We start from the raw sequence: 15,354 nt of genomic DNA on the forward strand, positions 1-15,354 counted from the left end.
CCGCCGGCGTCCATTCAAACTAGCTGGGCTGAAGCTGCTCGCCGCCCACAGCGCGCTCGCGGTAAGCCCAGAACATGACCGCGAAGACCAATGCGATCAGCGGGACCGCGACGCCGAATTCGTCGACGGCGTAGCTGGTGACCGCACCACGCGGTCCGGTCAGAGGCGTGAAGACGCCCTGGATGAAGAGGTTGTGGCTGGCATGGAATATGGCGCAGGGCCATACACTGTCGGAGCGAAGCCGGATCCAGGTGAGCATCACGCTGATGCTGATCACCAAGACGGCGAAGCAGGGCAACGCGAACCACCAGGGTGTGCCGCTGTTGTAATCGGCGAACAACAGGATCGGCATGTGCCAGGCCGTCCAGATCGCGCCGGTGACGATGGCGCCCCAGGTAAACCCGAGCTGCCGCACCATCCGAGGCGCCAAAAAGCCGCGCCAGCCGATCTCTTCGCCCAGGGCGTGTGCGGTCGCCGAGACCATCCCGGTTGTAGCCATCAACAGGAAATAGAGCGTCACGAACGTCGCGGTACCGTTCAGGTGCCAGCCGAGCCGTTCCGACAGCTTGGCGACGGCGAGCGGGTTGGGGAAGAAGCCGAAGCCGAGCGTCCACACCAGCGCATAGGCGATCGCGGCATAGATCAGCGGCGTGAGATAGGCGAAGATGGCGTAGCGACCGCCGACGGACGACAGTCCGAGCGATCCGATGTCGAGGCCGCGGATCGTGATGGTGAGAAAGGCCGCGATCGCCGGGCACCACATCAGCCCTTCGACATAACGCCCGCCTCCGGCACCAACGTGACCGGCGGAAATCATGAGCGTCCAAAAGATTGCGCTCAGCGCAACGACCAAGACCAGAAACCAGGCGATTGCCCCACCGTCGCTACGATCCACCACCGCAAAACCCTCACTGGCGCACTAGAATTTGACACTATTTCTCCTATCAGGCTAAATTATGCCTGACAAGGAACGTAAGTTGATCGCGGCACCGCTAGACAGCCATGATCGAGGGGACGACAGGACGGTGAGAAGGGGGACCCTGCATATTCTATTGGCATCGCTTGCGCTCGCGACAATCGCTTCCGCGGCGCCGACACCGAAGACCGGGTTTCTGCCGGCCGATTCCCAGATCGGAAACTACGTTGCCCAAGACGTCATGATTCCGATGCGCGACGGGGTGGCGCTGCATGCCGAAATCTGGCGGCCGAAGGGGGCCAAGGGGCCGCTCCCCATTCTTATGCAACGCTCGCCCTACGGATTTGAGCTGCCCACAGTCCAGCGCTATTTCGGCGTGCAATTCAAGGAGTTGATGGCCGAGCGCTTCATCTTCCTGCTGGAAGACATCCGCGGCCGCTTCGGTTCGCAGGGCAGCTTCGTCATGCTGCGTCCCAAATCGTCGAAGCCGGGCGGCATCGACGAGGCGACGGATACCTACGACACCATCGACTGGGCCATCCACCACGTTGCAAACAACAACGGCCGGGTCGGGATTTTCGGCGTGTCCTATCTCGGCTGGACGACCGCGATGGCGACGATCCACCCGCATCCGGCGCTGAAGGCGATTTCGGTACAGGCCTCTCCGGAGGACATGTTCATCGGCGACGACTTCCATCACAACGGCGCCTTCCGTCTCGACTATGGCTGGGAATATGCGGCGGCTCTCGAGAGCGACGGCCGCACGATGAAGCCGTTTTCCTTCGGCCCGGACGATCCCTACGACTGGTATTTGAAACAGTCGCCGCTCGCGGATCTCGATGTCCGCAATGTCGGCGTTGTCCTGCCCACCTGGCGGAATTTCGCCACGCATCCGAACTACGACGCCTTCTGGCGAACGCAGGTGACGACGGCGCAGATGCCGGCACATGTGACGGTGCCCGATCTCATCGTCGCGGGGTGGTGGGACCAGGAAGATTTCTACGGACCGCTGACCATCTTTCGCCGCGAACAGGCGCGTGATCCGCGCAATCTCAGTTCCATCGTGATCGGCCCTTGGAATCACGGCGGCTGGGCGAAGGGCGACGGCCGCACCTACGGGCCGTTCGACTTCGGTGCGCCGACGGGCGATTTCTTCCGCTCCAATGTGGAGGTGCCGTGGTTCCGGTACTGGCTCAAAGGCGAAGGCAGGCTCGACCAGCCCAAGGCGCTGATCTTCGAAACCGGGAGCAATCGCTGGCATCGCTACGCAGCGTGGCCACCGCGCGACGGCGTTGCGCGCCGCGCCCTCTATTTCCATGCCGGCGGCAGATTGTCCTTCGATCCGCCGAAGCCGGGCGATGACGCGCCCGACACCTTCCGTTCCGATCCCGCCCATCCCGTGCCCTATCGCGCCCGCCCGATCGTGCCGATGGAAAGCCGCAAGAGCACCTGGTCCGAATGGCTGGCCGACGACCAGGCGCCCTTCGCCCGGCGCCCCGACGTCCTGTCCTGGCAGACGGATGTGTTGACGCACGACGTCACGGTCCGTGGCGACGTCCTCGCCAAGCTTTTCGCCCGCACGACGGGCAGCGACGCCGACTGGATCGTCAAGCTGATCGACGTCTATCCATCGGATGCCGCGACGCCGCCAGGCTTGCGCGGCCGCCAGCTCATCATTGCCGACGATGTGTTCCGCGGCCGTTTCCGCAGGAGTTTTGCGCATCCCCAGGCGATCGTGCCCGGCAAGGTGCTCGACTACGCGATCGACCTGCATTCGGCGTCGCACGTCTTCAAGAAAGGCCACCGGATCGCGGTTCAGGTGCAGAGCACCTGGTTCCCGCTGATCGACCGCAACCCTCAGGTCTTCGTGCCCAACATCTTCAAGGCCCAGGCAGATCGATACACGGCGCAGACCCACTCCGTCTTCCATTCGGTCCGCTATCCCTCGGCGATCGAGGTCGACCTCGCCAATGACGACATGCGCAAAGCGGCGCCCTAAGCCAATGCTCAAGCAGGAACCAAGACGATGATGTTCAATGCCAGGACCTATCTTCTCGGCGCGGCGCTGAGCCTCGCGACCGCTTTCGCCGCCGCCGCCCATCCGGCGCAATTCACGATCGAGCAGGTGATGGAGGCCCCTTATCCGTCCGATCTGACGGTGGCCCCGAGCGGCCGCGCCGTTGCCTGGGTGTTCGACACCAAGGGCGTCCGCAATGTCTGGATCGCCGATCCCGCAAGCCCGACCGGCCGCGCGCACGCGATCACGAGCTTCGCGCAGGATGGCGTCGATATCGGCGAGATCGCGTGGTCGCCCGACCGCAAATGGATCGCCTTCACGCGCGCCGAAACGCTGGAGGATCCGTCGCCGGCAAACGTCAACAATTCGCCCGACGGCCCGTCGGGTCGCGACGTTTGGATCGTACCGGTGGCCGGCGGCACCGCCCGCAAGATCGCCGGCGGCCACGCGCCCAGCTTCGCGCCCGATGGCGGCCGCGTGATCTTTGCCGACCGGACCACGATCCTGGCCGCGCCGGTCGACGGCAAGGCGCCGCCCCAGCCGCTGGTCGTCGACAAGTGGAGTTTGTCGTCCGTGACATGGTCGCCGGACGGGAGGCGATTTGCCTTCTCGAGCCATCGCGGCAGCCATACCCTCATCGGCGTCTACGATACCGTCGCCAAGACGATCGCCTGGATGAGTCCCAGCCTCGATCACGACGCATCGGCGGCGTTCTCGCCGGATGGATCGCAACTCGCCTTCATTCGCGTTCCGTCCGAGAAGAGTCTCGAATTCGTGAGCCGGCGCGTCGGCCAGCCCTGGTCGATCTGGGTCGCGGACACGGTGACCGGCGCCGGCCGTCGCATTTTCCTCGCCGACGCGGGCGTGGGAAGCGCGTTTCGCCCGACCCTCTCCACGCAAAACCTTTTGTGGACGGCGGACAATCGGCTCGTCTTTCCCTGGGAGAAGACCGGCTGGGTGCAGCTCTATTCGGTCGGTGCGCGGGGCGGCGACGTCCGGCCGCTCACATCCGGCGCGTTCGAAGTCGCGCATATGGGGTTCGGCTCCGACCGGCGGCACCTCCTCGTATCCTCCAACCAGGACGACATCGACGGAATCCATGTCTGGTCCTTCGATGTGCAGAGCGGTGCGGCGGCGCGACTGGCGGCCGATGCTGCGATCGAGGACTATCCTGAGCTCGCCGCCGACGGCACCGCCTTCGCCTTGCGCAGCGAAGCGACCGTACCGCTCCGTCCGGTCGTTCTGTCCGATGGGCGCTGGCAACCGCTTGCCCCCGATGCCGTCGGTGCGTCCTTCCCGTCGGCGCAGCTCGTGACGCCGCAGGCGGTCGTCTTCACGGCCAAGGATGGCCAGCAAGCCCACGCTCAGCTCTTCGTGCCCAAGGACGGCGCGGCAAGCCATCCCGCGATCCTGTTTTTCCACGGCGGGCCGCAGCGCCAGATATATCTCGGCTTCCACCCGATGGGCGCCTACAACTGGACCTATGCGATGAACCAGTATCTTGCCTCGGAGGGCTACATCGTCCTCTCGGTCAACTATCGCGGCGGCATCGGCTATGGCCTGAACTATCGCGAGCCGAAAGATTTCGGACCGGATGGCGGCAGCGAGCTGAACGATCTCCTCGGCGCCGTGACCTATCTGAAATCCCGGACGGATGTCGATGCCAGGCGGATCGGGATCTACGGCGCGAGCTATGGCGGCCTCATGACCGCGCTCGGCCTGGCGCGCGATTCCAAGGAGATCGCCGCGGGCGTCGACTATGCCGGCCTCTACGATTGGGCGGCGTTTCTTTCCGCCATCGGCGCGCCGGTCGACGCGGGCGCGGCGACGCAGAAGGCCGTCGCATCCTCGCCGGTCGCGACGATCGATCAGTGGCATTCGCCGGTGCTGATCGTCCAGGCGGACGACGACCGCAACGTGCCGTCGGAGGAAGCGTCCCATTTGATCGAGGATCTGCGCAGCCACAACATCGCGCATGACGAGATCATGATACCCAACGAGATCCACGACCTGGCGCGATATGGATCGTGGATCGCGCTGTTCCGGGCGACGGATGCCTATTTCCAGGAGCATTTGTCGAACTAGGCCGCGACCGGTGCGGGCGGTGTGCGCGCGCAAGACGGCCCAGGGTGACGCGTCTTTCGAAGTTCACACGCCCGGCCGCGGATGGTCCTTTCGCGACGGTCGACAATGATGCCTCCAATCGGCCGGTGCGGTGCCTGTTGCCCGCGCGAAAATGCGGACGAAGTGTCTACGATCGGCAAACCCCGACGCGACGGCGATTTCGGCGAGCCCCAGGTCGGTGTTGAGAAGCATGTCGCGGGCCCGCTCGACACGGCGCTTGAGCAGCCATCGATGCGGCGGCCGACCCGTGATCTTTTTGAACGCGCGCGCGAAGTCCCGCCGCGGCATGTCGCATTCGCTCGCCAATTCCTCCAGGGTGATATCGCCGTCCAGCCGCGCGACCATCATCTCGTCGGCGCGCCGTAGCTGGCTGGGAGCCAACTCGCTCTCCGATTCCCTCGGTCTTGTGCGGGCGTTGCCATAGGTCCGCGCCAGATGGACGAGCAACGCCGTGCCGATATGGTCCATGAACAGGCGATGGGCGCCATGCATACGCCGCAGCGACGGCAGCAGGCTGGCGCCGAGGTCCTGCACGACGGCGTCCGGCACGCCGAGACCGGGTATCATAGGCGATCCATCGAGGCGCGGCAGGCTGCATTCCTCGGATACGGTGTTCAGGACCTGTCGTGGAATATGGAAAAACAGCACGTCGAGCGGCTGATGGAGATCGGCGAAGATTCCAGCGTTGAGATCGTGAAGGTGGAACTCTCCCACCCGTGCCGGCGCGGCGCGGATGGCTTTTCCGTCGACGGACAGGTCGAAGGCCGGGTAGTCCGCCAGAAAGACGGTCAAGCCGAAACTGTCGACGCGGGGCGAGGTCACAAGCGTGCCCGGCGCCTGGGCTTCGTTCGTCATTCGCGTCACCGAAAACCCGGCTTCGCGCGACGGGCGGGCGATCAGCGTCGGGGGTGCCCCGTCGCTCTTTTCCGTATCGGCAGGCCACAGATGTCCGCGTCCTGGCAAAGAGATTCTCCCAGGCTGGCGCGCCGGCGCCGCAATCAGGCATCGTCCATGTCGCAGGCCAATCTGCTCGTGGCAGGACACCGGTTGCCACGACTTTAGGATTGCGTCCGGCGCCGGAACAGAGCCGAGGGCGCTTCACGCGACCGATTGGAGCACGCATGTGCAAACGCCGCAGGCGAACCGCGTCCTGCGACACGGTGCCGGCTGCTTGCTCGAGCGTGCGATCACGACCGCCGCAGTCGGCGCCACGCGCTCGGCACGACGCCCATGGCTGCGGAAAAGGAGCGGGTGAAATGGCTCTGGTCGACGAAGCCGCATCGTTCGGCGATTTCTCCGAGCGAAAGAGTGGAATTCACCAACAGGTCGCGCGCCCGCGCGAGGCGCAATTCCATGAGCCAACGGTGCGGCGGCTTGCCGGTCGATTTCCTGAAGGCCCGGGCGAAATGGCTGCGCGAAAGCCCGCATTGGCCTGCCAGTTCTTCAATCGAGATGTCGCCGCAGATGTGAGCGGAGAGGATGTCTTTGGCTCGTTTGGCTTGCCAGGGCGCCAACCCGCCGCGCGCCACCCGGCGCGGCACCGGAAAGCCGGCATAGTTTTGGGTCAGATGGCTCAACGCCGCCATGGCGACGTGGTCCATGAAAAGCCGGCTCGCACGCTCGGGAGAGGCGAACGCCGGCAGCAGGCAGTGCGCCAAGCTGCATACGACGGGATCCTCGGTCGACGTCAGAAAATCGACGTCGAGGGCGGTGATCTCCGGAATGCCCTGCTCCGCCGCCACGGAGTTCAACACCGATCGCGGGATGTACAGTTCCACGCTGTCGAACGGCATGTTCATCTCAAGCACGGTTTCGACATTCAAGTTCACGAGCGTGAAATTGCCGACAGGCTGCGCGCTTTTGAGTTGATGCCTGCCATTGACCCACACATTGACCGCGGGAAGCGCCATCATCTCCACCGTCAGCAGGAAGGCGTCGTCGACCGGCGTGGGCAACATGCCGTGATCGTCCCGCAAGGACGACATCTGCGCGAAATGCACGAGCGACGTACCCAGCGGGCGGGTCGCGACGACCGGCGGCGCCTCCAGGGCCATCGTATTGCTGATCTGCTCGAAATAGTTGGGCGAGGCCACCGCAACTCCCCTCCGCCGCGGCCCATGCGACCGGCGTGACTAGACAACATATGGACGAAGAATAGCACAGGCCCGCAATTGCCGCGACGGCAAGACGCCTCACCCTTCAAACGCAGCACATTTGTGCAAATGGCTGCCATGGCTGGCGCTCCGCGTCGCCTGCGATCCGGTATCGCGCCGTCTTTTGAAGCCGTGTGCTGTCGCTGGCATGGGCGTGATCGAACGTCGCGCCAAAGCAGCACGCGCGCGCAAACCGCGGCACGCGGCGGCTAACGCGCTTCATGCCGACGACAGCATGGTCGCGACCGATGCGATGCATCTGCCATCGATGTGGCGCCCCTATCGGCTGGAGAGTCGTGACGATGACGTTGTTTTCGACCTCGCGAAAGAAACGCGCCGGTGCCGCTGCAAGCGGCGACACACGTGGGAAAGCCGTCGACGCCGGGAGCGACGACAAGAAGGATGACAAGATGAGTGCGCAATTCGATATCGACGGGGCGTTCGCCGATCTGCTCGGTGTCGTGCATCTGAAGCCCGAAGATACCGGCGGTGCGATCGCCTTCACCGGTGAGGATCCGATCCTCCCGAGCAATCACCGCCTGGGCGCCATCATGGCGATGGGGATGATGGGAGCCGCGGCGGCGACCCAGATCCTCTACCGGATGCGCGGCGGCGACGGCCAGGATCTGTCGGTCGATCTGCGCCGCGCGGTGGCGCACATCAACCCGATGGCGTTCTTCCATCCGACGGTCAACGGCTATCCCTATCAGACGTTGTTCGTGGCGCCGTCCTACAATCCGATGGGCTTCGGGATTTATCCGACCAAGGACGGGCGCCACTATCTGCCGACCGCCGCCTATCCCAAGATGATCCCCGACTGGATCAGCCTTCTGCGCTGCGATCTGAACGAGAAGAGCGTTCGCGAGGCGATTTCCCGGTGGAACGCACAGGACCTCGAAGACGCCGCTGCCGCGCGCGGCATGATCGGTTCGATCTGCCGTACGCCGCAGGAATGGCGCGAGCACCCGCAGGGACGCATCCTCGCCGGCGTGCCGCTGATCGAAATCGTCAAGATCGGCGACAGCGCGCCGGAGCTGCCCAAGCTCGTGAACCCGCAACGGCCGTTGTCCGGGTTCAAGGTGGCATCCTTCACCCATGTCATCGCCGGCATGGTGGTCGGGCGGACCTTGGCGGAGCAGGGCGCCGAAGTGCTGCACCTGGCGCGGCCGGAATACGACTACGACGCCCTCTATCAGGATACGTCCGTCGGCACGCGCTCGACATGGATGGATCTGGAAAAACCCGAGCATGTCGCGGTCGCGAAAAAGCTGCTCGGGTCGGCCGATGTGGTGGTCGAGAATTTCCGTCACCGCTCGATCTCGCGCCGCGGCTTTTCGGCGGAAGATCTCGCGCGTCTGCGTCCCGGAATCATCTACGCCTCGGTGCGCGCCTTCGGCTGGGAAGGCCCCTGGTCGGACCGCGGCGGCTTCGACATGGATGCGAATTGCTGCTCGGGCTACACGGTGCTCGAAGGCTCGAGAGACCGTCCGCGGCTGCCGCCGACCATCGTCCTCAACGACTTCCTGGCCGGGTATCTCACCGCGATGGGCGTGCTCGCGGCGCTGGTCCTGCGCGCCAGGCAGGGCGGCAGCTATCACGTGCGCACGTCGCTGGCGCGGTTCTCCATGTGGTATTCGGAGCTTGGCGTCTTCGATCCGGTCTATGTCGGCGAAACGATCCGAAAGCCCGGCCACCAGGTCATCCCGCCGCAAGGCCTGCGTCTGGACAGTCCCTATGGACCCGTCGTCCGGCTCGAACCCGGTATCGCCTATGCCAAGACTCCCGCCTATTGGGAGGTGCCGGGTCGCCCGGCCTTGACGGTCCGCGGCGCCTCCGAACCGGCCTGGTTGGGCTACTGACATGCGCGAGAGGCTCACGGCCGCATCTCGACGCCGCGCCGCGTGTTGCGCGATCCTTGCCGCGATGGTCTTGGGATCGTCGGCCGCCGCGGCCGAGGACGCTGCAGGCGGAAACGCGAGCGTCCACGACGCGCAGAATCCGCTCGCCAACGTCATTTCGGTGCCGTTCCAGAACAACACGTTCTTCAGCGACGGACCGGAACGAAAAACGGCGAACATCCTTGTGTTCGAGCCGGTGGTGCCGTTCCACATCGATCAGGACTGGAATCTGATTGCGCGCTTCGTGACGCCGATCGTGTCGGCGCCGGGTCTTGCGCCGTCCCAAGGCACGCAGTTCGGCCTCGGCAACATGCAGCCGGCCTTCTATCTCTCGCCGGCTCACCCCGGCGAAATCCTCTGGGGCGCCGGCGTGAAGTTCTATCTGCCGACGGAAACCGACAGCCGGCTCGGTGTCAGCAAATGGGGCGCCGGTCCGGCCTTTGCCGCGCTGACCTTCCAGGGTCCGTGGACGTTCGGCGTGCTCGCCGACAATGTCTGGGCGGGTTCGCAGAGAGGAACGCGGGTCAATCAGATGACCTTCAATCCCTTCGTGTTCCGAAATTTCAGCGACGGCTGGTACCTCGTCTCGTCCGGCATCATGACGGCGGATTGGACGGCGCGGGGCGGACAGCAATGGACCGTCCCGGTCGGCGGCGGCTTCGGCCGCCTGTTCACCGTCGGTCCGCTGCCGATCAATGCGCGCGTCCAATACCTGAACAATGTCGAGCGGCCGAGCTTCGCGCCGAAATGGCAATTGCAGGTCCAGGTTCAGTTCTTCCTTCCGGGGTGATGATCATGACGAAGAAGCACGCGTGCGCGGCCGAGGCCAAAATGCGCGACAGGACGTTCCGGATGATGCTCGGCACGACCGTCCTTGTGGCTGCCGCCCTCGTCGCCCACGGCGCCAGAGCGGAGGAGGGTCTCGCCAGCCTGCACCAGGTCGAAGCGGCGCCGGCGAAGCTTTCGATCGCCGACGCGGCGCCGGCGCTGCTGCCGTTCTTCAACAATGGGCCCGTGTTCGGCACGCCGGGTACGGTGACCGGCGATTTCTGGCGGCAGACCCAAGTGACGGGCGATTGGGGCGGCGCGCGCTCGCGGCTCGTCGATGAGGGCCTGTTCATCGACCTCTATTCCACCAGCACCTATCAGGACGTCACGAGCGGCGGTTTGTCGACCGGAGACTCCTTCGTCCAGAACACCCAGCTGTCGATCAATCTCGACACCGGCCGGGCGGGGCTGTGGTCGGGCGGCCTGATCCACGTCACGGTGCAATCGCGCTACGGCGCCGACACAACGCGTAGCTTCAACGCCGGCAGTGCCTTTCCACAATATACGGGCCTGGTCGAGCCCGGCCCGCTCGAAACCAACCGCACCTATCCGTCGGAATATTTCCTGCTGCAGGCGCTCAGCCCGAAATTCTTTCTCGTGCTGGGGCGTATCAGCGACGTCTTCATCCCCGACGAGACGCTGATGGGCAACAGCTACAAGTACTACTTCGCGAATTTCAACTTCAACAAGAACCCGATGACGGTCAATTTCTATCACCCGACCGCCAATGCGGCATTGGCCGCCTGGCTGCCGGCGCCCTGGCTCACGCTGGCCGGCGGCGTGCTGGATCCCAATACGGATTCCAGCAATTTCTCCTCAAAAGCGTTCGATCGCGTGAACCTCTACGGCCTGGCCATCGTCTCCTACGCGATCGACGGCCTGCCCGGTCAATTCGGACCGGCGTTCAACTGGTCCAACCAGCTGCAGAACGACTACCGCGATCCATACGGACCGATCACGCCGGGACAGGCCACGCAGGCCATCGGCAATCTCCTCGGCGTCGCGCCCTCGACAGGACTGCCGGTCAACTACCAGAACCGGAGCTGGTTCTTCATCGGGAATTTTTCGCAGTATCTCTACGTCACCGACACGCCCGAGCAGGTCGCTGCCGATCTCAAATCGGGCGAAGTGATCGACGGCGTCGGTGTCGTCGGACGCTTCGGTTTCGCGCCGGAACGGACCAACACCGTCGCGCGCGACGCGAGCATCGGGCTGTTCGCGCACGGCATCGTCCCGACGCGCAACTACGACAGCTTCGGCGTCGGCTACTATTACGACGAGATCAGCAGCGATTTGAAGGCGGATGTCGGGCGGCTCAGCGGCGGGCTTGCCGGTCTGAAGAACGAGCAGGGCGTTGAAGTCTTCTACGATTTCGCATTGACGCCGGCGATCCGCGTGATCCCCGGCTATCAACACATATGGAATCCGCTCACGGCGAAGGTCGCGCTCGATCAGAAGTCGGCCGAGCTCTTCGACCTTCGGCTGACCCTGGCGCTTTAGGAATCCGCGAATGCCGATATTTTGGAATTCCTTCAAAGCCGGAAGGCGCAGCCCCGAGTCCCCTCGGAAGGAAACAGCGTCCGCGAAGCCAGGTGTGGCTTCTCAGCCGGAGCCAAATTCGCCCGGGCAATTGCAGCGCAAGGCGTTCGATGCCGTCGCCGGCGCGCTCCCCTTTGTCCTGGACTGGAGCAGAGTGACGGTCGAGCCGGGACTCTCCTACACCCGCAGCCCGATAAAAGCGCATGACTACGCTGCCGGCATCATGGCGGCCTATGGCTGTGTGGTGGAGCGGTTGGGCGTCATGCGTGGGCTGGCCGCCCAAAGGATGACGCTGAACCGGCGCCGTTGCGGTCTTCTCCTGAATTCCGGGCAGATGCAGTTTCTCAACGGCTACGGCATGTTGATGGATACGTGGCCGATCGGTCCCGACAATGGCACATACCGGACGAAGGACGGCCGCTACATAACGATAATCGGATTGCATCCGCATCTTCGCGATGGGCTGCTCGATTATTTCCGGTGTCAGAATTCCGCCAAGGCGATTCAGGCGTCGGCGGAGAAGAAAGATGCCCGGCAGATTGAGGACGAACTCGCGGTCCTGAATCTTCCGGCTGGAATCGTGCGGACTGCGCAGGAGTGGCGGAGCCATCCTCAGGGCGCAGCCACCGTCAAGCGATCGATGGTCGATCTTGAGCATTCGGGAAATGCCCATGGGCGAAAGCTCGGGAAAGCGAAGCACCGCCCTCTCGAAGGTGTTCGGGTCGTCGAACTGGCGAATCTTGTCGCGGGACCGACGATCGGACGGCTTCTGGCGGAGCAGGGCGCGGAGGTCATCAAGATCCAGCCTCCGATTGCGGACTTGGTCATGGCCCTGTGGCTCGATACGGGCTGGGGCAAGAAGACGATGCTGCTGGACATCAAAAGCCGTTTCGGCAAGCACAGGCTCGCGGCGCTTCTCGCCGGCGCGGACGTGCTGATAAGCAGCCAGCGGCGCGGCGCGCTCGACCATATCGGCTTCGATCGGGCATCGCTCCAGGCGCTCAATCCCAACCTTGTCTACACAAGCGTCGCCTACTGTGCGGCCGGCACGCCCTGGCAGGGCAGGCGCGGCTTTGAACAGATCGCGCAGTCGGTCAGCGGCATGATGGATGCCAATTCCGACGGTCTGCCGGATCCCACGGTGATCTCGGTCCTGCTCAACGATTATCTCACCGGCTATATCGGGGCGATCGGGACGATCGCGGCGCTCAGCGAGCGGGAGGTGAAGGGCGGCTTCTGGAACGTCGAGGCCGCATTGTCGCGCTGTGCCACAATGGCGACGGAGTTCGTGCAGCCGAGGGAGGCCGAACAATATGCCCCGCTCACGATGCGCGACATGATGGAGCATGGCGTGGACCAGCCGTCACCGCACGGCACCTTCACCAGGCTCGCGCCGGCCGTCGCGTTCAGCCATACGCCTTCGATGCTGCATGGCGCGCCGGGGATTCCCAATTCCCACCCGGACACGATCGGTTGGACCGGGACGACAGGCGATGCGCCGCCCGAGGTGCCGCATTACAGCTCGCGGCTGGCCCGAGAGGGTGGATTGCGGAACCTGATTTCGTCACACGGGATCGAAGACCGCGGCGACGGCGGTGGCGGTCTCAGCCTCGCGTCGCGTCGATTGATGGAATTTGTGATCGCGAGCCGCGCATGACGACCCGCCGCAACGTTCCCGCTTCCCATTTCTTTGACATCGGCGTCTTCGCGGTCGGAGGCCGGCCGAGACGCACGATATTCCGATGTCGCTGCCGTTCTATCCCCACATGGACGTTGCCGTGACGGACTTGTGTCGCCATTCCGGCGCGCGGCACGATCCGGTGCCGGCCTGGCCGCGCGCGGACTTACTTCGTCCCGGTTGAGCCATCGGCCTTCTCGAAGGGACCATAGAACCAGCGCCGGGCAGCCGCGCGGCGCCATCGGCCGGGGCTGTCTCCCACAATCTTATGGAAGCTTCGCGTGAACGCGGCCTGATCGGAGAAACCCGCTTGCATCGCGACATCGGCGAGAGGCAGGTTCGCCGCGATCAGAAGCCCCTTGGCGCGATCGATGCGCCGTTCGATCAGCCAGCGATGCGTCGTCATTCCGAAGCTCTTCTTGAACGAGCGGGCGAAATGGCTCACCGAGAGCCCGCACGCCTGCGCCAACTGGGCAAGGCGTATCGACCCGTCCAGGTTTGCCCCAATCATCTCCGCCGCCCGCCTTTGCTGCCAGGGTGCCAGCCCACCTCGCGCAACCGCCCGCCACGCCCGAAGGCCGGCGTAGGTTTTCAGCACATGCGCGCCGAGAATCAGGCTGAACTGATCGAGCGACAACGACTCCGTCCAGTCCCGCGAGCCTATGAGCGGCAGGATGAAACGCGCGAGCTGCGCCAGCACGATGTCGTTCTCGCACATGACGAACCTGTAATCCCCGATCGGCTCGACGCCGTGATCGTGCGCGATCTCGTCCAGCCCGGCACGCGGAACGTGGAAGTGGACATAGTCGAAACCGCTGCCGACCCAGCAAATCGGGTTGGACTGCAGGTCCATGACGCTTGTGTGAAACGCGGGTATGTACGGCACAGGCACCGCCTTGTCGTCGATCCACAGTTCATAGCTGCGCAGCTCGACCGGCAGGATCGCGACCGAGATGTGAAGCGCCGGCTCGCTCGGCACGCTGGTCGTCCGGTCGGGGATGCCGGTGTCCGAGCGAAGCCGTGTCACCGCGAAGGCGTCTTTGCCCGGCCAGGGTGTAACGATTTGCTCGCTCTCGCGAAGATGGAAGATGGTGGCGAGATTTTGCCCGAAGGCGCCGGCGATGTCGCCCGGGTGCCGATACCCGCCTCCCGCTGAAACTCCGCTATCGCCCATGCAATTCTGGTCCTGACCGACGCCAGGAAGGCCCCGTCCGCGCCGTCCCGATCATGCCCTCCGGCCTTCGCACGCCGCAATGGTCAGAAAGCGCAAAAGCAGCCATCGCTGCAAAGACCGGAGGCGAACAGGCCCGTAGCGTCCTTGCCGACAAAGTACGGGAGGCCAGCCGGATGGCAGCCATCGCGGCCAGATCGCTTGCGTTCGGGACCGGTGGTGCGATCGACCGGCGGGGCTCCGGCGCCCTGCGCCTCGGCGGCCCCGGGCTCTGGGGAGCGACGGAAAAACCGATGAACGATCTGCTTGCATTTGCCGTCAACGCGCATGGGGGCCTTGGGCGCTGGAACGCTTTCAACAGGCTCGAAGCCGAGGTCACGATCGACGGCGCGATTTGGCACATCAAGCAGCAGCCGGGCCTGCTCGCCGACAAGCGCGTGACGATCGATACGCACGAGCAGCGTTTGACGATCGCACCTTTTGCAGGCACCGAGACCCGCAGCGTGTTCACCGGGCGGCGGTTGGTACTGGAAGATTTGACCGGCAAGATCGTCGCCGCGCGCAACAATCCGTGCGCCGCGTTCGCCGGGCACAGGCGCGAAACGCCGTGGGACAAATTCCACGTTGCCTATTTCGCGAGCGAGGCGCTGTGGACCTACCTCGCTTCGCCGTTCCTCTACACCTATCCCGGTTTCCAGAGCGAGGAAATCGAGCCATGGTGCGAGAACGGCGAGACGTGGCGAAGACTGCGCGTGACGTTCCCCAACCGCATCGCGAGCCACACCAAGGTTCAGATCGTGCATTTCGGCCCGGACGGCATCATGCGCCGCCACGACTACACCGTGGACATCCTGGGTGGCGCGGCTGGCGCCAATTACCCGGACGGCTATCGCGACGTCCAAGGGATCATGATGCCCACCAGAAGGCGAATCTACGCCTATGACGAGGCGCGGCGCAAAGTGCCCGAACCTCTGCTCGTCTCCCTCGATTTCGGAAGACTTGTCTTCAGCTGAGGGAAGCCATGTCGGCT

The 15,354-nt window shown here is 64.4% G+C and carries 12 protein-coding genes; 8 read left to right on the forward strand and 4 right to left on the reverse strand.

Features of this window, described 5'->3' with window-relative positions; all coding sequences use genetic code 11:
- Positions 1-19 precede the first annotated feature (19 nt).
- Positions 20-817: a type II CAAX endopeptidase family protein gene (locus tag WDM91_19210; GenBank protein ID MEI9996736.1), complete on the reverse strand. Its 798-nt coding sequence runs from the start codon at positions 815-817 to the stop codon at positions 20-22.
- Positions 818-1,157: 340 nt separating this feature from the next.
- On the opposite strand from WDM91_19210, the gene WDM91_19215 reads away from it, so the two are divergent.
- Complete coding sequence (locus WDM91_19215; protein MEI9996737.1) at positions 1,158-2,915, forward strand: CocE/NonD family hydrolase; 1,758 nt, start codon at positions 1,158-1,160, stop codon at positions 2,913-2,915.
- Between the two features lie 27 nt (positions 2,916-2,942).
- Positions 2,943-5,018, forward strand: a complete 2,076-nt coding sequence (locus WDM91_19220; GenBank protein ID MEI9996738.1) for a prolyl oligopeptidase family serine peptidase — start codon at positions 2,943-2,945, stop codon at positions 5,016-5,018.
- A 63-nt stretch (positions 5,019-5,081) separates the two neighbouring features.
- Here WDM91_19220 and WDM91_19225 read toward each other — a convergent pair whose 3' ends face one another.
- Complete coding sequence (locus WDM91_19225) at positions 5,082-6,101, reverse strand: helix-turn-helix domain-containing protein (protein MEI9996739.1); 1,020 nt, start codon at positions 6,099-6,101, stop codon at positions 5,082-5,084.
- A 143-nt stretch (positions 6,102-6,244) separates the two neighbouring features.
- Positions 6,245-7,111, reverse strand: coding sequence for an AraC family transcriptional regulator (locus WDM91_19230; GenBank protein ID MEI9996740.1), 867 nt, complete (start codon positions 7,109-7,111; stop codon positions 6,245-6,247).
- Positions 7,112-7,358: 247 nt separating this feature from the next.
- Between WDM91_19230 and WDM91_19235 the strand changes: the two genes are divergently transcribed.
- The 5 genes from WDM91_19235 to WDM91_19255 all read left to right on the forward strand — a co-directional run bounded on the left by WDM91_19235 (position 7,359) and on the right by WDM91_19255 (position 13,132).
- Positions 7,359-7,616, forward strand: a complete 258-nt coding sequence (locus WDM91_19235) for a hypothetical protein (protein ID MEI9996741.1) — start codon at positions 7,359-7,361, stop codon at positions 7,614-7,616.
- Between the two features lie 4 nt (positions 7,617-7,620).
- Positions 7,621-9,069 carry a CoA transferase gene (locus WDM91_19240; GenBank protein MEI9996742.1) on the forward strand — a complete coding sequence of 483 codons (1,449 nt, stop codon included), beginning with the start codon at positions 7,621-7,623 and terminating at the stop codon, positions 9,067-9,069.
- 1 nt (position 9,070) lies between these two features.
- Entirely contained in the window at positions 9,071-9,898 is an 828-nt protein-coding gene (locus tag WDM91_19245) for a hypothetical protein (protein ID MEI9996743.1), read from the forward strand.
- Between the two features lie 5 nt (positions 9,899-9,903).
- Positions 9,904-11,436 carry a carbohydrate porin gene (locus WDM91_19250; GenBank protein ID MEI9996744.1) on the forward strand — a complete coding sequence of 511 codons (1,533 nt, stop codon included), beginning with the start codon at positions 9,904-9,906 and terminating at the stop codon, positions 11,434-11,436.
- A 94-nt stretch (positions 11,437-11,530) separates the two neighbouring features.
- Complete coding sequence (locus WDM91_19255; protein MEI9996745.1) at positions 11,531-13,132, forward strand: CoA transferase; 1,602 nt, start codon at positions 11,531-11,533, stop codon at positions 13,130-13,132.
- Between the two features lie 187 nt (positions 13,133-13,319).
- Here the strand turns inward: WDM91_19255 and WDM91_19260 are convergent, their stop codons facing one another.
- Positions 13,320-14,327: an AraC family transcriptional regulator gene (locus tag WDM91_19260; GenBank protein ID MEI9996746.1), complete on the reverse strand. Its 1,008-nt coding sequence runs from the start codon at positions 14,325-14,327 to the stop codon at positions 13,320-13,322.
- A 53-nt stretch (positions 14,328-14,380) separates the two neighbouring features.
- Here WDM91_19260 and WDM91_19265 point away from each other — a divergent pair, with 53 nt between their 5' ends.
- Entirely contained in the window at positions 14,381-15,337 is a 957-nt protein-coding gene (locus WDM91_19265; protein MEI9996747.1) for a hypothetical protein, read from the forward strand.
- The last annotated feature ends 17 nt before the right edge of the window (positions 15,338-15,354 follow it).

The organism is Rhizomicrobium sp., assembly GCA_037200385.1.
Classification (GTDB): Bacteria; Pseudomonadota; Alphaproteobacteria; order Micropepsales; family Micropepsaceae; genus Rhizomicrobium.

Coding starts and splice junctions, on each gene's coding strand:
- WDM91_19210 (MEI9996736.1), bottom strand. CDS start 817: ATGATTTCCGCCGGTCACGTTGGTGCCGGAGGCGGGCGTTATGTCGAA.
- WDM91_19215 (MEI9996737.1), top strand. CDS start 1,158: ATGATTCCGATGCGCGACGGGGTGGCGCTGCATGCCGAAATCTGGCGG.
- WDM91_19220 (MEI9996738.1), top strand. CDS start 2,943: ATGATGTTCAATGCCAGGACCTATCTTCTCGGCGCGGCGCTGAGCCTC.
- WDM91_19230 (MEI9996740.1), bottom strand. CDS start 7,111: ATGGCCCTGGAGGCGCCGCCGGTCGTCGCGACCCGCCCGCTGGGTACG.
- WDM91_19235 (MEI9996741.1), top strand. CDS start 7,359: ATGGGCGTGATCGAACGTCGCGCCAAAGCAGCACGCGCGCGCAAACCG.
- WDM91_19240 (MEI9996742.1), top strand. CDS start 7,621: ATGAGTGCGCAATTCGATATCGACGGGGCGTTCGCCGATCTGCTCGGT.
- WDM91_19245 (MEI9996743.1), top strand. CDS start 9,071: ATGCGCGAGAGGCTCACGGCCGCATCTCGACGCCGCGCCGCGTGTTGC.
- WDM91_19250 (MEI9996744.1), top strand. CDS start 9,904: ATGACGAAGAAGCACGCGTGCGCGGCCGAGGCCAAAATGCGCGACAGG.
- WDM91_19260 (MEI9996746.1), bottom strand. CDS start 14,327: ATGGGCGATAGCGGAGTTTCAGCGGGAGGCGGGTATCGGCACCCGGGC.
- WDM91_19265 (MEI9996747.1), top strand. CDS start 14,381: ATGCCCTCCGGCCTTCGCACGCCGCAATGGTCAGAAAGCGCAAAAGCA.